At 69.0% G+C, this 19,833-nt stretch carries 22 protein-coding genes; 12 read left to right on the top strand and 10 right to left on the bottom strand.

What is annotated here, in order from left to right; all coding sequences use genetic code 11:
• Positions 1–79: 79 nt before the first annotated feature.
• Positions 80–544, top strand: a complete 465-nt coding sequence (locus C469_RS02380) for a DUF302 domain-containing protein (RefSeq protein ID WP_008003530.1) — start codon at positions 80–82, stop codon at positions 542–544.
• 44 nt (positions 545–588) lie between these two features.
• On the opposite strand, the gene C469_RS02375 is transcribed toward C469_RS02380, so the two are convergent.
• Positions 589–1,053 (bottom strand): MGMT family protein, encoded by a 465-nt coding sequence (locus C469_RS02375; protein WP_008003528.1) that lies wholly within the window; start codon positions 1,051–1,053, stop codon positions 589–591.
• Between the two features lie 127 nt (positions 1,054–1,180).
• Between C469_RS02375 and C469_RS17665 the strand changes: the two genes are divergently transcribed.
• From C469_RS17665 to C469_RS02350, 5 genes are all read left to right on the top strand, one after another.
• Positions 1,181–1,570 (top strand): hypothetical protein, encoded by a 390-nt coding sequence (locus C469_RS17665; RefSeq protein ID WP_321163681.1) that lies wholly within the window; start codon positions 1,181–1,183, stop codon positions 1,568–1,570.
• Positions 1,571–1,662: 92 nt separating this feature from the next.
• A complete protein-coding gene (gene trpC / locus C469_RS02365) occupies positions 1,663–2,502 on the top strand; it encodes an indole-3-glycerol phosphate synthase (RefSeq protein ID WP_008003523.1) in 840 nt (279 codons plus the stop codon).
• Entirely contained in the window at positions 2,499–3,830 is a 1,332-nt protein-coding gene (trpB, locus tag C469_RS02360; protein ID WP_008003521.1) for a tryptophan synthase subunit beta, read from the top strand. Before trpC ends, trpB begins: the two co-directional genes overlap by 4 nt.
• Entirely contained in the window at positions 3,831–4,736 is a 906-nt protein-coding gene (gene trpA / locus C469_RS02355; protein ID WP_008003519.1) for a tryptophan synthase subunit alpha, read from the top strand. It begins immediately after the preceding gene.
• Between the two features lie 82 nt (positions 4,737–4,818).
• On the top strand, positions 4,819–5,610 hold the full coding sequence (locus tag C469_RS02350; RefSeq protein WP_008003517.1) for a 2-amino-3,7-dideoxy-D-threo-hept-6-ulosonate synthase: 792 nt from the start codon (positions 4,819–4,821) through the stop codon (positions 5,608–5,610).
• A 31-nt stretch (positions 5,611–5,641) separates the two neighbouring features.
• Here the strand turns inward: C469_RS02350 and C469_RS02345 are convergent, their stop codons facing one another.
• Positions 5,642–7,297 (bottom strand): HTTM domain-containing protein, encoded by a 1,656-nt coding sequence (locus C469_RS02345; RefSeq protein ID WP_049910935.1) that lies wholly within the window; start codon positions 7,295–7,297, stop codon positions 5,642–5,644.
• A 120-nt stretch (positions 7,298–7,417) separates the two neighbouring features.
• On the opposite strand from C469_RS02345, the gene C469_RS02340 reads away from it, so the two are divergent.
• Complete coding sequence (locus tag C469_RS02340; RefSeq protein WP_008003514.1) at positions 7,418–8,590, top strand: 3-dehydroquinate synthase II; 1,173 nt, start codon at positions 7,418–7,420, stop codon at positions 8,588–8,590.
• Between the two features lie 130 nt (positions 8,591–8,720).
• On the opposite strand, the gene C469_RS02335 is transcribed toward C469_RS02340, so the two are convergent.
• Positions 8,721–9,113, bottom strand: a complete 393-nt coding sequence (locus tag C469_RS02335; RefSeq protein ID WP_008003512.1) for a winged helix-turn-helix domain-containing protein — start codon at positions 9,111–9,113, stop codon at positions 8,721–8,723.
• Between the two features lie 108 nt (positions 9,114–9,221).
• Between C469_RS02335 and C469_RS02330 the strand changes: the two genes are divergently transcribed.
• Together C469_RS02330 and C469_RS02325 are read left to right on the top strand one after the other, a co-directional pair.
• Positions 9,222–9,890 (top strand): DUF7509 family protein, encoded by a 669-nt coding sequence (locus tag C469_RS02330; RefSeq protein WP_008003509.1) that lies wholly within the window; start codon positions 9,222–9,224, stop codon positions 9,888–9,890.
• A 61-nt stretch (positions 9,891–9,951) separates the two neighbouring features.
• Positions 9,952–10,566 carry a hypothetical protein gene (locus C469_RS02325; protein ID WP_008003507.1) on the top strand — a complete coding sequence of 205 codons (615 nt, stop codon included), beginning with the start codon at positions 9,952–9,954 and terminating at the stop codon, positions 10,564–10,566.
• Between the two features lie 149 nt (positions 10,567–10,715).
• On the opposite strand, the gene C469_RS02320 is transcribed toward C469_RS02325, so the two are convergent.
• A complete protein-coding gene (locus C469_RS02320; RefSeq protein WP_241429977.1) occupies positions 10,716–11,609 on the bottom strand; it encodes a hypothetical protein in 894 nt (297 codons plus the stop codon).
• 215 nt (positions 11,610–11,824) lie between these two features.
• Positions 11,825–13,351 carry a carboxypeptidase M32 gene (locus C469_RS02315; protein ID WP_008003503.1) on the bottom strand — a complete coding sequence of 509 codons (1,527 nt, stop codon included), beginning with the start codon at positions 13,349–13,351 and terminating at the stop codon, positions 11,825–11,827.
• 162 nt (positions 13,352–13,513) lie between these two features.
• Here C469_RS02315 and C469_RS02310 point away from each other — a divergent pair, with 162 nt between their 5' ends.
• Positions 13,514–14,560, top strand: a complete 1,047-nt coding sequence (locus C469_RS02310) for a threonine aldolase family protein (RefSeq protein WP_008003501.1) — start codon at positions 13,514–13,516, stop codon at positions 14,558–14,560.
• Positions 14,561–14,823: 263 nt separating this feature from the next.
• Here the strand turns inward: C469_RS02310 and C469_RS02305 are convergent, their stop codons facing one another.
• The 3 genes from C469_RS02305 to pyrB form a co-directional block, all read right to left on the bottom strand.
• The gene (locus tag C469_RS02305; RefSeq protein ID WP_008003499.1) at positions 14,824–15,684 is read right to left on the bottom strand and encodes a hypothetical protein; all 861 of its coding nucleotides are present in this window, start codon (positions 15,682–15,684) and stop codon (positions 14,824–14,826) included.
• Positions 15,685–15,966: 282 nt separating this feature from the next.
• On the bottom strand, positions 15,967–16,425 hold the full coding sequence (pyrI, locus tag C469_RS02300) for an aspartate carbamoyltransferase regulatory subunit (protein WP_008003493.1): 459 nt from the start codon (positions 16,423–16,425) through the stop codon (positions 15,967–15,969).
• On the bottom strand, positions 16,422–17,363 hold the full coding sequence (pyrB, locus tag C469_RS02295) for an aspartate carbamoyltransferase (protein WP_008003492.1): 942 nt from the start codon (positions 17,361–17,363) through the stop codon (positions 16,422–16,424). The genes pyrI and pyrB overlap by 4 nt, the downstream gene beginning before the upstream one ends.
• Positions 17,364–17,551: 188 nt before the next feature.
• Between pyrB and C469_RS02290 the strand changes: the two genes are divergently transcribed.
• On the top strand, positions 17,552–17,869 hold the full coding sequence (locus C469_RS02290; protein ID WP_008003491.1) for an ASCH domain-containing protein: 318 nt from the start codon (positions 17,552–17,554) through the stop codon (positions 17,867–17,869).
• A gap of 21 nt (positions 17,870–17,890) precedes the next feature.
• Here the strand turns inward: C469_RS02290 and C469_RS02285 are convergent, their stop codons facing one another.
• Positions 17,891–18,643 carry a DUF2797 domain-containing protein gene (locus C469_RS02285; protein ID WP_008003490.1) on the bottom strand — a complete coding sequence of 251 codons (753 nt, stop codon included), beginning with the start codon at positions 18,641–18,643 and terminating at the stop codon, positions 17,891–17,893.
• A gap of 108 nt (positions 18,644–18,751) precedes the next feature.
• On the opposite strand from C469_RS02285, the gene C469_RS02280 reads away from it, so the two are divergent.
• Positions 18,752–19,150 carry a BsuPI-related putative proteinase inhibitor gene (locus C469_RS02280; RefSeq protein ID WP_008003489.1) on the top strand — a complete coding sequence of 133 codons (399 nt, stop codon included), beginning with the start codon at positions 18,752–18,754 and terminating at the stop codon, positions 19,148–19,150.
• 11 nt (positions 19,151–19,161) lie between these two features.
• Here the strand turns inward: C469_RS02280 and C469_RS02275 are convergent.
• Positions 19,162–19,833: thiamine pyrophosphate-binding protein (locus C469_RS02275; RefSeq protein ID WP_008003488.1), on the bottom strand; the 672-nt coding region annotated here is incomplete at its 5' end.

Below are 19,833 nucleotides of genomic sequence, written 5' to 3'. Positions count from 1 at the left end.
CGACGCGGACCGTCCGAGGTAGCGGCAGGGGTTGGGCGGCGCGGAGCCTTTTTGTCGGCGCCCCTCCGGAAACGGCCGTATGAGCGACACAGCGGCCGAATCGTCCGCGCCGACCGCCGACGAGGCGCTCCACACGACCCTCGACGTGCCCTTCGACGACGCGGTCCCGTTCGTGCAGATCGAACACGAGCTCGCCGACTTCGAGACGGTCCGCGTCACCCGGCTCGACGAGATGATCGAGGGGATGCTCGGCCACGACGACGTGGAGCGGACGGCCCTGATCGTCGTCTGCCACCCGGAGATCGCGCACGACGCGCTCTCGATCGACCCGACGCTCGCGGGGATGTTACCGTGCACGACGCTCGTGTACGAGCGCGAGGGCGACGACCTCGTCCACGTCCACCACGTGTCGGCGGCGAAGGCGATCCGGGACCTCGGCTGCGCGCCGGGCGGCTGCGACGACGCCGTCGAGGAGCTGGTCGAGAAGACCGGCGAGCTGATGACCGTCGTCTGGGAGAACATCGAGAAGCACGGTCGGGCGTAGCGGGTCGGCGACCGTCAGAACCGACCGCGATCCCCGCCGTTGAACTACAGCCCTTCGGCGCGCCGTAGTTCCGCCCGGACCTCCCCGGGCGTGGCGTACGGTCCGCCCTGCACGCGGTGGTCCGGAAAGAGGATCGGGATCGGGTTCTCGCGGAGCGCGCCGGTCACCAGCTCCAGATCCCCCGGGTCGTCGGCGTCGAGCGCGGCCAGCCGCGTCAGGCGGCTGACCGAGACCTCCTCGCCGTAGGGGATCGTCCCGAGCGCTTCGAGGACCGCCCGGCGGTCGGTCGGCACCGTGAGCCCGGTCGCGACGTCCTCGAACGCGTCGCGCTCGCCGCCGAGGAACGCCTCGATCCGGTCGAGCAGGTCGTGGTCCGCGCTCGCGTCCGCCGGCGCCGTCTCCGGGAACGACACCGAGATGACGCGCCCCCCGGCGAAGCCGACCTCGACCGCCCGTCCGATCTCGTCGAACTCGCGGGCGAAGACGCCCGACGCTCCCGTCGTGTCCATACCCACGATCCGTGACCGCGACGGTTAAACACACGGACGTCGCCGACCGGGCGGCGCTCCTGCTAGCCGTGTGGGACCGACACACGTCCTAGAAACATTTATTGCCGGTTTTTGAGAATGCTAACATATGACAAGTACGGAAGGGAGATACGTCGTTGTCAGGGTGAAAAACGACCACGACGCGATGACGGTCGTGGATCCCGCCCGGAACAGCACGTTCCACGTGGTCGAGTGCGACGACGAACGCCTCGACCGGCTGATCGACTCGGTCGACCGCGGCGAGGAGGTCAGCCTCGAGCTTCGGCGAGTCGGCCGCCGCGGGAACGCGTGGTGCGTGACGGGCGCCGGGGGGACCGGAGCGGAATCGGGTCGCTCCGGCACCGGTACCGGGGGAGGTACGGATCAAAGAGAGACGGACGGAAACGCGCCCGTCGGAGGCGGAGCCGAGAGCGTTCGGTCCGGAGACGGGAACCCGTCGAGCGAAGGCGAAGAGGCGGACCCGGTCGTCGGCCACTGAGCGGTCTCGGACCGACGGTGGATGATTCAGCCGGCCTGAGCGCCGCCGTGCCCGCAAGTCTTATGAACAGATACGTGCATTAGTGTACACTAATGGAGGATCAATCCGAGCTGGCCCCCGCGGTCAGATCGATCCTGTCGGCGGCCCGCGACCGGGCGTCCGAGGGCCGATCGGGCGGGGTCGCCGTCGAGCCGCGCGACCTGCGGGCGGCGTTCGACCGCGCCGAGGCGGACGGGCGCGTGCCCGTGATCGCCGAGGTGAAGCCCACGAGCCCGACGACCGAAGGCACCCGCGAGGACGACCCGGTCGCGCTCGCGGAGGGGATGGTCGCCGGCGGCGCGGCCGCGCTGAGCGTGCTCACCGAGCCGGAGCACTTCGGCGGGAGCACCGACACCCTCGAACGCGTGCGCGAGGCGGTCGACGTGCCCGTTCTCCGGAAGGACTTCCTCGTCGCCGAGTCGCAGCTCGACGCCGTCGAGAGCGACGTGGTCCTGCTGATCGCTCGCTTCGTCGGCGACGATCTCCCCGACCTGCTGGCCGCCGCGCGCGACCGCGGCTTTCAGGTCCTCGTCGAGGTCCACGACCGCGAGGAGCTCGAGCGCGCGCTCGACGCGGGCGCGACGACGATAGGGGTGAACAACCGCGACCTCGCCGAGCTCGTCGTCGACCTCGGAACCTTCGAGTCCGTGGCGCCCGAAGTCCCCGACGACGTGACGCTGATCGCCGAGAGCGGGATCGGATCGCCGGCCGACGTTCGGCGGATGCGCGCGGCGGGTGCCGACGCCCTCCTCGTCGGAAGCGCGATCATGGACGGCGACGTGGCGGCGAACACGCGCGAGCTGGTGCGGACAGAGGCCGGCGAGGGCGCGGACGACGAGAGCGACGCGGACGACGAGAGCGACACCCGAGACACCACGGAGACACCCACATGAGCGAGACGGAACCCACGACGAGCGAGGCGACGAGCGCGACAGACGGAGCCGACGCGGCGACGCCGTCGCGGCGACCCGGTCGCGAGCGCGGCCGCGACGACGGGAAGTTCGGTCGCTACGGCGGTCAGTACGTCCCCGAGGCGCTGATGCCCGCGATCGAGGAGCTGACGGACGCCTACCGGCGCTACGTGCTCGGCAACGAGGACGGCTTCATGGACGAGTTCCGCGAGCGGCTGGCCGACTTCGGCGGCCGACCGACGCCGCTCCAGCGCGCCGACCGGCTCTCCGAGCGGTACGACCTCGAGGTGTACCTCAAGCGCGAGGACCTCCTCCACGGCGGCGCGCACAAGCTGAACAACGCCCTCGGGCAGGTGCTCCTGGCGAAGTACATGGGCAAAGAGCGGATCGTGGCGGAGACGGGCGCCGGCCAGCACGGCACCGCGACCGCGATGGCGGCCGCGCACCTCGACATGCCCTGCGAGATCTACATGGGCGAGCGCGACATCAACCGCCAGCGCCCGAACGTCTTCCGGATGAAGCTCAACGGCGCCGAGGTGAACCCCGTCACTGCGGGCCGAGGCACGCTGAAGGAGGCCATCTCGGAGACGATGCGCGACTGGGCGACGACCGTCGAGAACACCCACTACGTCATCGGCTCGGTCGTCGGCCCGCACCCCTTCCCGGTGATGGTCCGGGACTTCCAGGCGGTCATCTCCGAGGAGGCGCGCGAGCAGTCGATCGAGAAGGCCGGCGGCCTCCCGACCGACGTGGTCGCCTGCGCGGGCGGCGGCTCGAACACGATGGGCGCGTTCGCGGGGTTCGTCGACGACGAGGCAGTCGCCCTGCACGCGGTCGAAGCCGGCGGCTCGACGCTCGAGGTCGACGAGGAGGCGGGCGTCGCCCCGAACTCGGCGTCGCTGTACGCGGGCGACGAGGGCGTGCTCCACGGCGCGCGGACGAAGCTCCTGCAGGACTCCGACGGCCAGATCATGGAGAGCCACTCGATCTCGTCCGGGCTCGACTACGCCGGCGTCGGCCCCGAGCTCGCGTACCTCGTCGACGAGGGGCGCGTGAACCCGGTCGCCGTCGACGACGACGCGGCCTTGGAGGGGTTTCACCGGCTCTCGCGCACGGAGGGGATCATCCCCGCCTTAGAGACGGCCCACGCCTTCGGCTTCCTCGAGGAGCACCACGAGGAGCTGGGCGAGCGCGTCGTCGTGAACGTCTCCGGGCGCGGCGACAAGGACCTCGACGCCGCCATCGAGGAGACGGACAAACGGGACATCGCCGAGGCGCCCGACATGTCGATGTTCACGGGGGGGATCTGAATGGCGAGAGTCCCGGAAACGGGCAACTCGGAGGCCATCGCGGCCGCCTTCGCCGACGGCCCCGCCTACATCCCGTACCTCGCCGTCGGCGACCCGGACGAGGAGTCCTCGAAGGCGTACGTCGAGGCGCTCGACCGCGGCGGCGCCGACGTGATCGAACTCGGGCTCCCCTTCTCCGAGCCGATCGCGGAGGGGTCGACCATTCAGGGTGCCTTAGTCCGCGCGCTCGACGCCGGGATGACGCCGGACCGGTTCTTCGCGTTCGCGGAGGAGGTGGAGGTCGAGGCGCCCTTGGTTTGCATGACGTACTACAACCTCATTTATCAGTACGGCTCCGGCGAGGCGCGGAGCGCCTCGGACGCGAGCGGTGAAACCGCGAGCACCGGTCCCCGCCCCTTCGTCGAGCGCGCCGCCGCGGCCGGCATCCAGGGGCTCGTCGTCCCCGACCTCCCGGCGGAGGAGGCCGACCCGCTCCGGGAGGCGTGCGACGAGTTCGGGCTCGACCTCGTCTTCATCGTCGCGCCGACCACGGTCGACGACCGGCTCGATCGGATCATGAGTCAGGTGTCGGGGTACGTCTACGTGCAGGCGCGGCTCGGGACCACCGGCGCGCGCAGCGACGTGTCCGACCAGACCACGGAGAGCCTGGACCGGCTCCGCGAGTACGACGTGCCGAAGGCCGTCGGGTTCGGGATCTCGGCGGGCGAGCACGCGGAGCGCATCGTCGCCGGCGGCGCCGACGGGATCATCGTCGGCTCGGCGCTCGTCGACATCGTCGCCGAGGGCGTCGAGGACGACCTGTCGACCGCCGAGGTCGCCGACCGGCTGGAGGCGCTCTCGCGCGAGCTGAAGGCGGGCGCGGAGCGGGGCTACGCCGCGCGCGTCGAGGCGGCGGAGTCGCGGTGACCGCGACTTCGAGCCAATACGTCCCCGAACGAAACCCACTTACCTCCGATTGCCACACTCTCACACAACGACCGACACCATCATGACAGCAGGACTCTCGGCACGACTCGAGCGCATCTCCACGAACGACCGATACCTCGTCGTCCCCATGGACCACGGGCTCACGATGGGCGCCGTCGACGGCCTCGTCGACATCGAGTCGACGATCGACGGCGTGACGCGCGGCGGCGCGGACGCGGTGCTCACCCAGAAGGGGATCGCGCCGCGCGTCCACGAGAACAAGAACGGCGCGGGCTACATCGTCCACGTCAACGGGTCGACGACGATCGGCCCCGACGAGAGCGACAAGCGCGTCACCGCCACCGCCGAGGACGCGGTGCGCGCGGGCGCCGACGCGGTCTCGTTCCACATCAACGTCGGCTCCGACCACGAGCCGGAGCAGATCGAGGAGCTCGCGGAGCTGACCGCCGACGCCTCGCGCCTCGGGCTCCCCGTCCTCGCGATGGCGTACGCGCGCGGGCCGGGCGTCGACGAGACCGACCCCGAGGCGCTCGGGCACGCGGTCCGGCTCGCCGAGGAGCTCGGCGCCGACGTGGTGAAGACCGGCTACTCCGGCGACGGCGACTCGTTCGAACGCGTCACGGAGTCGACCCGGCTCCCGGTCGTCATCGCCGGCGGCTCGAAGGGGACCGACCGCGACACCGTCGAGATGGTACGCGGCGCGATGGACGGAAACGCCGCGGGGGTATCGATGGGACGGTCGATCTTCCAGCACGAGGACCCCGAGGGGATCGCTCGCGCGGTGTCGGCGGTCGTCCACGACGACGCCGAGGTCGACGAGGCGCTCGCCGCGGGCGGGTTCGTCGAGGCGTAACGGCTCGTCCCACCCGACTCGGACGTTCGGGTCAGCAGGCGACGCGCGTCCGCTCTTCCGCCTCCGGCTCACCCACGGGCCCGTTCGGCCCGACCGGCTGTTCGACGTGGAAGACGGTCACGGAGGCCACGCTGCGGTCCGAACGCTCGCAGACGTACGCCGCCAGCGGCCGATACTGCGACTCCCCGGCGTTCTTCATTCTGAATCCGAACTGATGCCAGAGGGTCGTCGGATACGTCTCCGCCGCGTCCGGCGGTCGGTCGTACGTGGCGGCCCGTCCGTCGCGCACGTCGATCGCGTCGCCCGATTCGAGCGTCCCTCGGAGGACGTACCAGCCGGAGGCGTCCGGCGGGTTCGGCGCGAAGAACGACCAGCTCACCTCCGACAGCTCGCCGCCCGACTCCGACGCCGGGAGGTCGACGAGCCCGACTCCCGCGGCCTGCCACCACACGAGCGCGAGGAAGAAGCCCACGAGCAGCAGGGTCGCTCCCGCTCGGACCCCGCGGCGAGCCCGCGACGGGGTCGGAGACGCGGACTCAGTCGCGAGTTCGCCGTCACCTCGGTCGGGCCCGGTCGCGAGTTCGCCGTCACCTCGGTCGGGCCCGGTCGCGCTTCCGCCGTCGCTTCGGTACGTGGGATCCGCCTCCGCGCGGTGAGAGGGGCCGCGGAGCGTCGGCGTGGCGGCCTCGACGAGGGTCCAGACTCCGGGCGGGAGAAACAGGAGGAGGACCGCGATCATGACGAACGGGAACACGCCGAGCCGCATCGTCGCGGCCATTCCGAGGTGTGCGGAGACGAACGCGAGGGCGCCTGCGGCTCTGAGCCGCCCGGTGGCGACGACCAGCAGAACGGACGCCGACAGGAGCGCGATCCAGAGCCAGTTGATCGCCTCGAGAACCACGGTGTGTTCCGAGACGAACGGCCCCAGTCGTACGACGAACTCCTCCAACTGGAAGATCTGCGGGACCGCGCCGCCCGACATCCACGTGTCACTCCGGTATTTGGAGACCGCGTTCGCCGTGTAGATCGACACGAGCGTCAGGAGCGTGACGGCCGTTCCGACCGAACAGAGCCGCGGGTCCGCGCCGCCGTCCGGCTCGTCGGCCTCGCTCCCCTCGGCGTCGCTCCGATCGGTATCGTCGGCTTCTCGCTCGGCGTCGCCCCGATCGGTATCGCCGCCCCGGCGGCCCGCGCCGAGCGACCAGCGAGCGTCGAGCGGGAGAGAGAGACTTAAAAGGAGGAGCACGACCAGAATCGTGTTCCCGCCGTTGAGCACGTACGGGTTCCGAGCGTACAGCGACGCGAGCAGGACGAGAGAGACGCCCGTCGCCGCCCGCGTTCGGTAGCCGACGAGCAGGCAGACGGCGGCGCACGCCGCGATCGCGAGCAGTCCCGTTTGTACCCGCGCCGACCCGGACAGCGCGTGGATCGAGACGGTCTCTAACAGCGGATACGCCTCGGCGAGCGTCGAGCGCGGGAGGACGCCGTCGTCCGTGTAGAACGCGCTCACGCCCGGAAGCCGGTAGACCAGCAGGTCCCAGAGGAGGACGAGCGCCACCGCGATCCGGAACGCGCCGAGCGCTCGCGGGTCGACCCCGAGAAACGGTGCGGCGCGGTCGCGAAGCGACTCGCGCACTCCGGCGTATCGAGATCCCGCTTTCGAGAGCCGCTGGCGTGGTGGCGTCATTCGGTGGTGTGAGTCGAACGATGTGATCTCAGTAATAAGTGCTTTGTCGTCTCCGCGCCGGCGCCCGCAACGCACGACCCTTCCGCAGTTTTCAAGCCCGCCCGCCGTGAGGTTCCGACAATGACACGCACGGTCTGGGTGAAGGCCGACGGGGACGTCGGCGACTGGGAGGCGCGCAAGCGACGGATCACGGCCGCCATCGAGGCCGGCGCGGACTGGGTGCTCGTCGACGAGGCCGACGTGGGCCGCGTCCGCGACCTGGGCGACATCTCGGTCGCCGCGTTCCGCTCGGAGGCGGACGTGATCGACGACACCGAGAACGGTCCGGAGGCCGACGCCTACTTCGTCGGGAAAGGCGGCGAGGGCGACGGCACGATCGACATGCCCGAGGACCTGTCGGGGTCCGCGGACCTCACGACGGTCCGCCGGCGCGACGACCGCGCGCAGGGCGTGTACGTCCGAGTGCTCGGCACGGCGTACGAGCGCTTCGCCGAGGAGGCGGCGAACGACGCCGACTTCACGATCGTCGTCGGCGAGGACTGGTCGATCATCCCGCTCGAGAACCTGATCGCGCGGGTCGGCGAGGAGACGCACCTCGTCGCGGGCGCGACCACCGCCGCCGAGGCGAAGACCGCCTTCGAGACGCTGGAGATCGGCGCCGACGGCGTCCTCCTCGACGCCGACTCCCCCGACGATATCCGCGGCGCGGTCGAGGCCCGCGACGCGGCCGACCGAGAGACGCTGGACCTCCGGCACGCCGAGGTGACCGCGGTCGAGCGCACGGGCATGGCCGACCGCGTCTGTATCGACACGGGGTCGCTGATGGACGACGACGAGGGAATGTTAGTCGGCTCGATGTCGCGCGGGCTGTTCTTCGTCCACGCCGAGACCGCGGAGTCGCCCTACGTCGAGTCGCGCCCGTTCCGCGTGAACGCGGGCGCCGTCCACGCCTACGTCCGCAACGCCGAGGGAGGCACGAACTACCTCGCGGAGCTGTCGAGCGGCGACGAGGTGCAGGTCGTCGACACCGCCGGTCACACCCGGGAGGCGATCGTCGGACGCGTGAAGATCGAGAAGCGGCCGATGTTCCGGCTTCAGGCCGAAGTCGAGACGGAGGAGGGCGTCGACCTCGTCGAGACCCTGATCCAGAACGCCGAGACGGTGAAGGTCGCGACCGCGGACGGGAAGAAGGCCGTCACCGACCTCGAGGAGGGCGACGAGGCGCTCGTCTACTACGAGGACGTGGCGCGGCACTTCGGCGAGGCGGTCGAGGAGAGCATCATCGAGAAGTGAGTGGCTGACCGAAGGGAAGCCACTACTGACGAACGGGCCGAAGGCCCGTGAGTAGCGAGACCTCACTTCGTTCGGTCTCGTAGGCGAGCGGCGCGGCCGCGGATCACGTTCTCGCGGGATGCGGACGTGATCACGAGTACGCGTCGTCGAACTCGCGCTCGCGGCGCATCAACTCCTCGACGCCGTGTTCGAGGATCCCGCGTCCCATTCCGGTCGGCCGGTAATACGTGTAAAACCCCTGACTGTCGGCGGTCCGTCGCTGACGCTTCTCCGCGAGCCCCACGTCGACCAGCTCACCCAGGTGGTAGTGGAAGTTGGGAGGGTCGGCGTCGACGACTCGTTTCAGGTCGGTCGCGCTCAGCTCGTCGTTCGCGACGAGCGTTCGGAGGATACGGAACCGCGTCGGATGCCCGATCGCCTGCTGCATCGCGAGGTACTCGTCGAGCGTCAGCCCGCTCTCCTCCGGGAGCGGCGGCTCGGGACGGCGAACGTCTCTCGAAGAGCGACGATCTGTTTCACCCATACGCGTTCTCATGCGATCCGTGATTCGCAACCCTCTTAATCGTTCTCTAGTAGAATACCTTTGATAAACCCGGTATTTATATACTGCCCGTCCGACACGACGACAGAGATGCGGGATCGAATCGTCGACGCGCTTCCCCGGTCAGACGGGGAATCAGAGTCGCTCTCACCTGTTCGCCGCGATCGGTTCCTCGTCTATCTGATGGGTCCGTATCGGACCTTCGACGTCGACGCGATGGTGCCGGCTGGCGCCGATACGAAAGCCGAGGTCCCCTCGTTCGCAACGTGGAACCAGGACAGCGGTGAGTACGCGGAGGACGATGTGTTGCGGCTCCTCCAAGAGACTCGAGATTGCCTTCGCGAACGGGGGTTCAACGCATTTCTCGCTATCGACGTCGGTATCGATCTGGAGGAGATGGACGCGGCGACACAGAGCATCGCGTTCGCGCGAGCGAGCAACGTGACCGTCTTCATCGCCCCGCAGGTGGGCGACAACCTCGGGGTGGGAATCGAAATCGGAAGCGTGTTCGAAGATCTGTTAGCCACCGAGGAGATGGATCGACCTGCGGCCCGGGCGACGCCGCCGGAGCGAGCGCGTCGAATGATGGTCGCGACCGAACCGTCCGTGCGGAGCGCGATGCTCGGGTCGGTTCACGCTCGGTGGGACGCCAGCGTGCGAACGTTCTCCGATGCGGCCGACTGCTGCCGTCTCTGTGCACAGTTCAGCACGCACATTCTGAACGAGGAACGGTACGGTTCGCTTCCGAAGAAAGACTGATCTCGGTTCGGTGATTGCAGCGATCCCAATTTTTATCAGAAAATTCATCGATCACCGTTCCATGGCTGTCAGTCACGAGACCAGTCGCGTCGCGGAGGAAAACGTCGTCGAACGCGTTCAACACCTCGCAGCGGCCGCGAACCCGGCGTTCGCGGCCGGGAGCCTCCTCGTTCCGCTGGCGTTCCTCGCCGCGAGCCTCCTGCTCTCGAGCACGGAGCTGCTCTTCTACACGCACGTCGCCGCGGGCGCGGTGTGGTTCGGGTTCGCGCTGATCTTCCCGGCGATCATCGGTCCGACGCTCGGGGGGCTCGACGCGGAGGCGTCCGCCGCGGTGAACACCGCGCTCATTCCGAAGGCGGTCTTCTTCCTCGTCGGCTTCTCGCTGACGACGGTGCTTTCGGGGACGGCGCTCCTGACGCCCGACCTCGGGCTCGGGTACGGGTTCGCGAGCCGGTGGTCGTCGGTCGCGCTCGGCGTCGGCTGGGGGCTGTTCGCGTTCGGACTCGCGGTCCCGCACCGGCTGCAACTGAGCGCGTACTACGAGACGCTGTCACCGAACCCGGACGCCTCGCGGCTCGAAGCGATCGAGAAGAAGAACCTCGTCGTCGGGCTGTTCGAGGCGGCCGTCATGCTCGGGCTCATCGTGTTGATGACCGGGTTCCGGCTGGGGATTTAACGAGGCTGTTGGCGTCGCCGTTTAACAACGCGTCCTCGCAGCATTGCGGACAACAGAGCGCGTGTCTCGCAGAATCGTTCTCCAGCGCTGATCGACGGGATCGACGAGCCGAGTCAGGAGGGGATGAGTCGTCAGGATTCGGCGTCGAGTCAGGCGGAGCGCTCTTCGAACTCCTCCATCACGACGGCGTAGCCGCCGTCGCCGAGATCACGCACCGTGTAGGTCGTCGGGTAGTACCCGTCCTTCGGGTAGACGTCGGGCTGAGCGATGTCCTGTTTCTCGACGCCGTCGAGGTGGTTCTGGAAGTAGTCCACCGTGATCATCGGTTCGACGTAGTTGTTCTCGTACTCACCGTCGCCGTCCACGTCGGCGGCGCCCCAGATGAGGGTCTCTTGCCACTCTTCGCCGTCGAACTCGGGGGCGTCTGTAGGGGCGAGATGGGCGCCCATCTTCGGAACGATCGCACCGTCTTCGATCAACCGATACCCGTCCGGGATTTTTTCATCTGGTAATCCCTCCTCGATGAACCCCGGTTTTATGTCGCCGATCAGTTCTGGTTTATAAAAGTGGAAGTGAATATCGAAGTGAGGACGTTCGTAAACCCCTTCCGGAGAGTGGCCCTGCGGATTCCATCCGCAGCCGGCGTACGTGATCGGTTCCGGCGTATTATCAGGGAAGGCAAGGTTGAACGGTTTTGCCCAGTATTCTCCCCCCTTAATTGGAGTTCCCAGGGGATCGTCGTCTTCGAGTTCTTCCTCAGAGGGTAGATTTTCAAAGGTTCCGTCGGCAAAGTGAACGCCGACGCCCTTCGGTTTGCCCGAGGGAGTGACCGAGGAGAACGTCGATATCTCGCCGTTGCCGATCTCGATCGAATCGCCCCACTCGGTGATGCCCGTCGGCGGGAAGCCACCGCCACGGCCCTCGCCCGAATTGGACCCAGTTCCGTTACCCGGGGCTGCCGTGGTAGTTCCACTGAGTGCGATACCTCCGAGAGCGACCGTTCCGATGCCCTTCAGCAAGGAGCGACGAGAATCGTCTTGCATTCACCCAGACAACGACAGGTAGACATATTGAAACTTAAGAATGTACAGAGTATTGACTGGTTCATAATGTTAATCAAGTGTAATATTTATGAGAGCGCCAAACGACTTATTTAACAGTTATTTGAGGAAACTAATTTAGTATTTCACTAATCAGTCCCGTGGTATTCCGCGACTCGATCGTACCGGTGAGTGGCATGTGACAGCGCCGGACCGACTCAGATCCCGTACAGATCGCCGTACTTCTCTTCGACGTAATCAGTGAAGGCGTCCGCCGAGAAGTCGTCGCCGGTCGCCCGCTTCACCAGTTCGTTCGTCTCGTAGCGCGAGCCGTGCCGGTGGACGTTCTCGCCGAGCCACTCGCGGAGGTCGTCGAACTCGCCCGCGGCGATCTTGTCGTCGAGGTCGTCGATCTCGCTCTCGGCGGCTTCGAACAGCTGGGCGGCCATGACGGAGCCGAGCGAGTAGGTGGGGAAGTAGCCGAAGTTGCCGTGGCTCCAGTGGATGTCCTGCAGACAGCCCTCGGCGTCGGTGTCGGGCCGGATCCCGAGGTACTCCTCGTACTTGTCGTTCCAGACCTCCGGCACGTCCTCGACCGCGAGGTCGCCGCGGACCAGGTCGCGCTCGATCTCGAACCGGACGACGATGTGGAGGTGGTAGGTGAGCTCGTCGGCTTCGACCCGGATGAGGTTGTCCTCGTGGACCTGATTGAACGCCTGGTAGGCGTCCTCGACGGTGGCGTCGTCGGTCTGGGGGAAGTGCTCTTTGAACGTGGGTAAGAAGAGCTCCCAGAACGCCCGGCTCCGACCGACGTGGTTCTCCCAGAGGCGCGACTGCGACTCGTGGACCGACAGATCTCGCGACTCGCCGAGCGGGGTCCCGAACTGCTCCCGCGGGAGCCCGAGGTTGTACTGCGCGTGGCCGAACTCGTGGACCGTCGAGCCGATCGCGCCGAGCGGGTCGGACTCGTCGAACCGGGTGGTCACCCGGCAGTCGAACTGGTTGCCCGCGGTGAACGGGTGCGAGGAGACGTCGAGCCGGCCGCGGTCGAAGTCGTAGCCGACCAGTTCCAGGGTCTCTCGCGCGAGCGCCTCCTGCTCGTCCTCGGGGAACCTCCCCTTGAAGGTGTCGACGGCGAGGTCGGCGTCGGACTCGCGGATCGCGTCGATCATGGGGACGAGCGTCTCGCGGAGCTCCTCGAGGATCGCCTCCGCGCGCTCCATCGAGAGACACGGCTCGTAGTCCTCGAAGAGGACCTCGTAGGGGTCCCGGTCGGGGTCGATGTGCTCGGCGTACTCGCGTTTCAGCTCGACGTGCTTCTCCAGGTGGGGGGCGAACGTCTCGAAGTCGTCCTCGGCCTTCGCCTCCTCCCACGCCTGCAGCGCCTCCGTGCCCGTCTCCGAGATCTCCTCGACGAGCTCGACGGGGACGGCGTCGGCGCGCTCGTACTCGCGACGGACCTCGCGGACGACCGCCGCCCGCTCGTCGGTGAGGTCGGCGTCGGCGAGCTCGTCGAGCAGGTCGCCCGTCTCCTCGTCGGTGACCATGTCGTGGCGGATCGACGAGAGCGTCGAGAGCTGCTTCGACCGGGCGGGGGTGCCGCCTTCGGGCATCATCACCTGCTGGTCCCACCCGAGCACGCCGGCGGCGCTCCCGACCGCGTTCCAGCGTCGAACGCGGTCCAGGAGGGCCTCGTACGCCTCGGGGGCGTCGGCTTCATCGTCGGTCGCGGCTTCCGTTGCCATACCCCGCAGATCGGTCGCTTCGGTTAAGAAGGGACCGGACGCGGAACCCGCTGCGGTCTCGCGGCGTGACGCCCGGCGCGCGGGTTTCCGGCGGCGCGGAGCCGGGCGAACCCGCCCCGAGCGCGACCTATTTCCCCCCGGCCGGCGAACCGCCGGCAACGAATGGACACCGACGAGGACACCATCGACCTGCGATCCGACACCGTCACGACGCCCTCCGAGGCGATGCGCGAGGCCGCCCGCGACGCCGAAGTCGGCGACGACGTGTACCGCGACGACCCAACCGTCAACGAGTTGGAGCGCCGCGCCGCCGAGGCGGTCGGCACCGAGGCCGCGCTCTACGTCCCCTCCGGGACGATGGCGAACCAGATCGCCGTCCACGTCCACACCGAGCCCGGACAGGAGCTCATCTTGGAGCGCGAGTCGCACATCTACCGGTGGGAGCTGGCGGGCGCCGCGAAGCTCTCCGGCACCCAGACCCGGACGCTCGACGCCGGCGAGCGCTGCGTCCCGACGCCCGAGGCGGTCCGCGAGGGGCTCGTCGACGAGGACCTCCACCGCCCCGGTACCGGGCTCCTCGCGCTCGAGAACACCCACAACTACCGCGGCGGGACGGCGATCCCGGTCGACCGCATTTCCGCGGCCGCCGAGGTCGCCCGCGACGCGGGCGTGCCGGTCCACCTCGACGGCGCGCGCGTGTTCAACGCCGCCGTCGCGCTCGGCGTCGACGCGAGCGAGATCGTCGATCCCGTCGACAGCGTCACGTTCTGTCTCTCCAAGGGGCTCGGCGCGCCCGTCGGCTCGATCCTCGCCGGCGACGAGGCGTTCGTCGAGGCGGCCCGGCGCGTCCGCAAGCTGTTCGGCGGCGGGATGCGGCAGGCCGGGATGATCGCCGCGCCGGGCCTCCTCGCGCTGGAGAACGTCGACCGGCTCGCCGACGACCACGCCAACGCCGAGCGGCTCGCCGCCGGCCTCGACGCGCTCGACGGGGTCCGCGCGCCCGAGCCCGACACGAACATCGTCGTCGCGCACACCGAAGACGCCGGCATCGCGGCGGCAGACCTCGTGACGGCCTGTAAGGACGCCGGCGTCGGCTGCGTGGAGTTCGACGACTACGCGACGCGGTTCACCACGCACCTCGACGTCGACGGCGACGACGTGGACGCCGCGATCGATCGGATCGGAGACGTGGTCGCGGAACTGGCGTAGTCGCGGGTTTATAAGCGCCTCTGCGATTATTTATAAGTGGCTTTGGAGAATCGACCGACGAGCCGACGGCTCAGTGTTGTAGGGCGACCGCCGCTACGGTGCGGACGTTGAAAGGTGACCGCCCCACGCGAACGCGAGACGACCAGTTGTGTCGCACACCGGCGGCCGGTCGAGTAGGTGTCGGCCGCTCCGGTACTTAAACCCTCGTTCACGCGGCCCCGCTCGCGTCGGTCGGGTCGACGGAGTGACTCCGCCGACCGGAGTCAGTCGGGCCGGTGGACCTCGCCCTCGCGCTCGTCCGCGTCCTTCCGGCGCAGCGCGGCGGCCGCGTTGCTGGCGTCGTAGCCGAAGAACACGTCCTTCGCGTACGTCTCGGCGACCTCCGTGGCGTGGATCAGGTCGTCGACGTCGACCTCCACCGCGTACAGCTCCAGCGAGAACGGGGTCTCCGGGGGCGCGCCGTGCAGGTCGTAGTCGCCGCCGAGGCGCGAGCGGAACCCGCGGGCGATGGTCTCCAGCCAGTAGGTCGTGGCGTACTCGGTGTCGTACAGCGGGACCACGAACTCGTCGACGTGCTCCGCGAGCCGGTCGAGGTCGAGGCCGGCCCGCGCCCGCAGGTGGCCGGGGTAGGGGTCGGGATACAGCGTCAGCAACACCCGACCGGGGACCCGCTCGGCGGCGTCGGCGACGAACTTGGTGATCACGTCCGCGCGCCAGTCGGTCCGGTCCTCGCGGTCGCTCTCGGCGAACAGCCGCTCGCAGCGGTCGCAGCGACAGAACCCCTCGCGCGGGAACCCCACGTCGTCGAGGCGCACGTCGTCGTTCTCGGCGGCGCAGTCCTCGATGATCTCCAGTAACCCCTCGCGGTACTCCGGGTGGGTCGGGCAGATGTACGCCCAGTCGAAGTAGTCGCGGTCGCGGGTCGCCGGCTCGCCGCGCTCGTCGACCGGGACGAGGTCGGGGTCCTCGCTCGCGGCGGCGTTGTCGCCGAAACACGACACCATGTTCACGGCGTTCGGGAGGGGCGCGGCCGCCCGCCCCGTGACGTCTTTCACCTCGTAGAAGCCGAGGTCGAACGGCTCCATCTCGACCTCGTCGGCGTTGCGCGTGACGACCCCGTACATGAGCGACGCTACGGGACTGACGGGTAAAAACGGCGGGCATCCGCCCGCGGGGGGTCGTCAAACGGTTCGGCGGAGGTCGTCGAACGATTCGACGGAGGGTCGCGCGGCGGTCCGGGTACTAGACTTCGACCGGCTCCTTGTCGCCGGCGAACAGGAAGTACGCGAGTGCGACCAGCGACAGGACCAGGACGAGCTTCAGTTTCTTGCTCATACTTGACGTGTCGGGCGGCGGGCGCTAAAATCTACCGGAGCCGTCGCCGATCGCTCGCGGGACCGCCCCCGTCACACGTCGATGTGGTCGGCGATGTCGGCGCGGAGGATCGTCGAGCAGTAGTCGCAGCGGACGCCGTCGGCGACCACGTCGAACCGGGTGTCGACCGGCTCGTTGGCGTTCGTGATACAGTTGCGGTTCGGACACGAGAGCACACCGGTCACGCTGTCGGGGCGGGTGACGCGGTTCTTCTCGACCACCTCGAAGTCGCGGACGATGTTGATCGTCGCCTCGGGCGCGATGAGCGAGAGCACGTCGACCTCGGACTGCGAGAGCTCCCGCTCCTCCACTTTCACGATGTCCTTGCGCCCGAGCCGGTCCGAGGGGACGTTCATCCCCACCGAGACGCCGAACCCCTCCGAGCCGTCGATGCCGAGGATCGCGAGCACGTTGAGCGCCTGCCCGCCCTCGACGTGGTCGATCACGGTGCCGTCGCGGATCTTCGAGACGCGGAGCTCGTGCTCGCTCATCGGTCCACCTCCACGCCCTCGGCGGCCTCGGCGTTCTCCAGGAGGGTGTCGAGCAGCGCCATCCGGACCGGGATCCCGTTGTGCGCCTGCTCGAAGTACGTCGCGTGGTCGGTCTCGTCGACGTCGGGCGCGATCTCGTCGACGCGCGGGAGCGGGTGCATCACGGTGAGGTCGTCGGAGGCGGCCTCGAGCGTCTCGGCGTCGATCTGGTACTCGCCCGCGACGCGGTGATACTCGTTCTCGTCCGGGAACCGCTCCTTCTGGATCCGGGTGACGTACAGCACGTCGAGCTCGTCGAGCACGTCCTCCAAGTCGGTGTGTTCGCGCACCTGCGCGCCGGTCTCGTGGAGGTCGAACCGGACCGACCGCGGGAGACGCAGCGACTCCGGGCTGATGAAGTGCTGGTTGGCGTCGAACTCCGTGAGCGCCGCCGCGAGCGAGTGCACGGTGCGGCCGTACTTCAGGTCGCCCATGATCCCGATCGTGAGGTCGTCGAGGCCGTGGTTCTCGCGGATCGTGTGGAGGTCGAGGAGGGTCTGTGAGGGGTGTTGTCCGGCGCCGTCGCCCGCGTTGACGACCGGCACGGAGACGTGTTCGGCGGCCAGCGTCGCGGCGCCCTCGCTGGGGTGGCGGAGCACCAATGCGTCCGCGTAGCCCTCGATGACGCGGACGGTGTCGGAGAGCGACTCCCCCTTCGAGACGGACGAGGAGTCCACGTCGCCCATGCCGATCGTGTCGATCCCGAGGCGTTTGGCCGCGCTGTCGAAGCTCATCCGGGTGCGCGTGCTCGGCTCGAAGAAACAGAGCGCGAGCACGCGCCCGGCGTGCCGGCCCGCGTAGGCGGCGGGGTCGTCGGCGACCTCGCGGGCCCGGTCGAGCACCGCCTCGATGTCATCCCGCGAGAGCTGCGTCGCGGTGATGAGGTGGTCCTGACGCATTGTCGAAGCAGGGGGTCGGCAGTATCTTGAATCCCTCGGCTCGGCCGCCGACGAGGGTGTTCACGTCCGTGGATACGTTCGCGGTCGGCGGCTTCGAGATTCGCAGAACGCGAGACGCGTCGGCACGGTCCACGTCTACTCGGGCCACCGACAGCGCTTATAAACCGATCCGCGCCCAACGGGGAGACATGTCCGAGAACGACCCGGCCGACCTGCTCCCGAACGACCGCGTGAAGCAGGCAGCGCTCGACGGCGACGTGACCCAGCTCCACCGCGGGAACCGGTACGGCGAGGCGGGCGACACCTTCGAGATCGACGGCGTGACCTTCGAGCTCACCGAGGTGACCGAGCGCACCCTCGGCGACATGACCGACGAGGACGCGAAGCGCGAGGGGTCGCCGTCGCTGGAGGCGTACAAGGAGCGGATGGTGCGCGCGCACGGCGGCAGCTTCGACTGGGACGACGACGCCGACGTGGTGCGACACCGGTTCCGGCGGGCGGAGTGACGGTCGTCGGTCCCCCGGAAGTCACCCGCCGAAGGCGCCCAGACTCGACTGCAGCTCGCGGTCCGGCACCTCCTCGGTGAGCTCGTACCCCACCAGCTCTCTGGCGTCGACCGCGTACGTCGACCCGCCGCGGTCGAGCACGAGCACGCGCCCCTTCCAGCCCCGGACCGTCCCGGCCGCCATCGTCTCCGCGACGGGCCGGTCGGCGAGGTCGAGACCGTAATCGAACGCGAACCGCTCGATCGGGTCGAACCCCCCGACGAGCGCCTCCCACGCCGCCGCGTCCACGTCGCGGCCGAACCCCGAGAGCTTCGTCGGGACGCGCACCCGGTCGACGAGGTCGTCGCGCTCGGCGAGTTCGGCCTCGACCTCCCGCGCGATCCGCCCGTCCGGGTACGTCCGGATGTGGGCCGCGCGATCGGCCCCCTGCTCGCGGAGACGAGTCTCCAGCCGCCACAGGCGCGTGACGCCCACCTTCAACACGTCGGGCGCGAACGCCGCGAGGTACACCGCGTGCTCCTCGCGGCAGTCCATCTCGTCTTTTAAACACGTCCCCGTACAGCGGGCACAGACCCAGACGTGTCGGTGCGCGTCGCAGTAGGGAGCCTCGGCGGCGTCGCAGGCGATATGGTCGCCGTCGTGGACGGTCCCGGCGCAGCGGCGGTCGCCGAGTCCGAAGGCGAGCTCCGTGCCGGGGGTCGCCTCGACGAACTCGACCGCGCCGCCGCTGGCGACCGTGAACCCCTCGCCCGACTCGTAGCCGACGACCTGCACGCGATTCCGTACGGGAAGCCGGGACTTAGGCGCGTCGTCGGAACGGGCGGGGGGCGGGCACTCCCGTCGCCACGTGTTTTTAAGACGACAGCCGTGCGATACGACGGCATGATCGACGCCGCGCTCGCGATCGACACCGAGGGCGCCAGCGGCGACGGGGACGACGGTGCCGACGGCGGAATCGACCTCTCCTTGACGGTCCGGAACGCCGGGGAGAGCCCCGAAACCCTGCGGTTCCGGACCGGGCAGCGCGCCGACTTCGCGGCCTACCGGGCCGACGGTGAGGGCGAAACTGACGAGGGGGACGGCGAGGCCGACCCCGTCTGGCGGTACGGCGCCGGCCGGATGTTCACGCAGGTGCTCGGGAGTGAGACGCTGAAACCGGGCGAAACGGCCACCTACGAGGCGACGTGGGGAGACCCGCCGCCGGGCCGGTACCGGATCCTCGGGGAGGTGACCGCGGAGGAGGGCGACCTGACCGCGACGGCGACCGCCGAGGTCGACTGAGCGGCGTCCGGCTATTCCGATCCGTCGCCGTGGACCGCGCGCTCGACCGCCGCTTCGAGGCGCTCGCGGGTCCGGTGGCTCGGCTCGGCCTCCGTCCGCACCTCGATCAGGTGCGAGCCGTCCGCGTCCCTCGCTCGCGCGTACGCCTCCGCGAGGTCGTCGGCGACGCCCGCGGTCGACGCCCCTGCGTCCGGACGCGCGTCGACCCGGGCGTACGCCAGCCCGTGGAGGTCGGCCAGCGGCTCGAACTCGATGCCGTGCGGCGTTTTGAACGCCTCCGTGAACTCCGGCTCGAACGACTCGATCGGGAGCGCGTGGAAGATCCCGCCGCCGTCGTTGTTGACCAGCACGACGGTCGCGTCCACGTCGCAGCGGTCGAGCGCGAGCAGGCCGTTGCCGTCGTGGTACAGCGCCAGATCGCCGACGACGAGGGTGAGGTCGTCGGTCGTCGCGGAGCCGGCGCCGAGCGCGCTGGAGACGATTCCGTCGATGCCGCTCACCCCGCGGTTGCCGAGGGCGGTGACGCTCGTCGTCGTCGGGCCGACGAAGCGGTCGAGGTCGCGCACGGGCATCGAGTTGGAGACGAACAGCGTCGCGGGGTCGGGGAGCCCGTCGGCGACGACCCGGAGCGCGTCGCCCTCGTGGAAGGGGAGGGGCTGTCTCTTATACACATCTCTGATGGC

Source organism: Halorubrum lipolyticum DSM 21995 (genome assembly GCF_000337375.1).
GTDB classification, from domain to species: Archaea; Halobacteriota; Halobacteria; order Halobacteriales; family Haloferacaceae; genus Halorubrum; species Halorubrum lipolyticum.
The sequence above is the reverse complement of the archived record's forward strand: the minus strand, read 5'-3'. Positions and strand labels throughout refer to the sequence as shown.

Excerpts from the sequence above, each read along its gene's own strand:
- C469_RS02325 (WP_008003507.1), top strand. The coding sequence starts at position 9,952 with ATGGCTGTCAGTCACGAGACCAGTCGCGTCGCGGAGGAAAACGTCGTC.
- C469_RS02345 (WP_049910935.1), bottom strand. The coding sequence starts at position 7,297 with ATGACGCCACCACGCCAGCGGCTCTCGAAAGCGGGATCTCGATACGCC.
- trpC (WP_008003523.1), top strand. The coding sequence starts at position 1,663 with ATGGAGGATCAATCCGAGCTGGCCCCCGCGGTCAGATCGATCCTGTCG.
- C469_RS02315 (WP_008003503.1), bottom strand. The coding sequence starts at position 13,351 with ATGGCAACGGAAGCCGCGACCGACGATGAAGCCGACGCCCCCGAGGCG.
- C469_RS02305 (WP_008003499.1), bottom strand. The coding sequence starts at position 15,684 with ATGTACGGGGTCGTCACGCGCAACGCCGACGAGGTCGAGATGGAGCCG.
- C469_RS02350 (WP_008003517.1), top strand. The coding sequence starts at position 4,819 with ATGACAGCAGGACTCTCGGCACGACTCGAGCGCATCTCCACGAACGAC.
- C469_RS02310 (WP_008003501.1), top strand. The coding sequence starts at position 13,514 with ATGGACACCGACGAGGACACCATCGACCTGCGATCCGACACCGTCACG.
- C469_RS02340 (WP_008003514.1), top strand. The coding sequence starts at position 7,418 with ATGACACGCACGGTCTGGGTGAAGGCCGACGGGGACGTCGGCGACTGG.
- trpA (WP_008003519.1), top strand. The coding sequence starts at position 3,831 with ATGGCGAGAGTCCCGGAAACGGGCAACTCGGAGGCCATCGCGGCCGCC.
- C469_RS02375 (WP_008003528.1), bottom strand. The coding sequence starts at position 1,053 with ATGGACACGACGGGAGCGTCGGGCGTCTTCGCCCGCGAGTTCGACGAG.
- C469_RS02290 (WP_008003491.1), top strand. The coding sequence starts at position 17,552 with ATGTCCGAGAACGACCCGGCCGACCTGCTCCCGAACGACCGCGTGAAG.
- C469_RS02320 (WP_241429977.1), bottom strand. The coding sequence starts at position 11,609 with ATGCAAGACGATTCTCGTCGCTCCTTGCTGAAGGGCATCGGAACGGTC.
- C469_RS17665 (WP_321163681.1), top strand. The coding sequence starts at position 1,181 with ATGACAAGTACGGAAGGGAGATACGTCGTTGTCAGGGTGAAAAACGAC.
- C469_RS02335 (WP_008003512.1), bottom strand. The coding sequence starts at position 9,113 with ATGGGTGAAACAGATCGTCGCTCTTCGAGAGACGTTCGCCGTCCCGAG.
- C469_RS02280 (WP_008003489.1), top strand. The coding sequence starts at position 18,752 with ATGATCGACGCCGCGCTCGCGATCGACACCGAGGGCGCCAGCGGCGAC.
- trpB (WP_008003521.1), top strand. The coding sequence starts at position 2,499 with ATGAGCGAGACGGAACCCACGACGAGCGAGGCGACGAGCGCGACAGAC.
- pyrI (WP_008003493.1), bottom strand. The coding sequence starts at position 16,425 with ATGAGCGAGCACGAGCTCCGCGTCTCGAAGATCCGCGACGGCACCGTG.
- pyrB (WP_008003492.1), bottom strand. The coding sequence starts at position 17,363 with ATGCGTCAGGACCACCTCATCACCGCGACGCAGCTCTCGCGGGATGAC.
- C469_RS02380 (WP_008003530.1), top strand. The coding sequence starts at position 80 with ATGAGCGACACAGCGGCCGAATCGTCCGCGCCGACCGCCGACGAGGCG.
- C469_RS02330 (WP_008003509.1), top strand. The coding sequence starts at position 9,222 with ATGCGGGATCGAATCGTCGACGCGCTTCCCCGGTCAGACGGGGAATCA.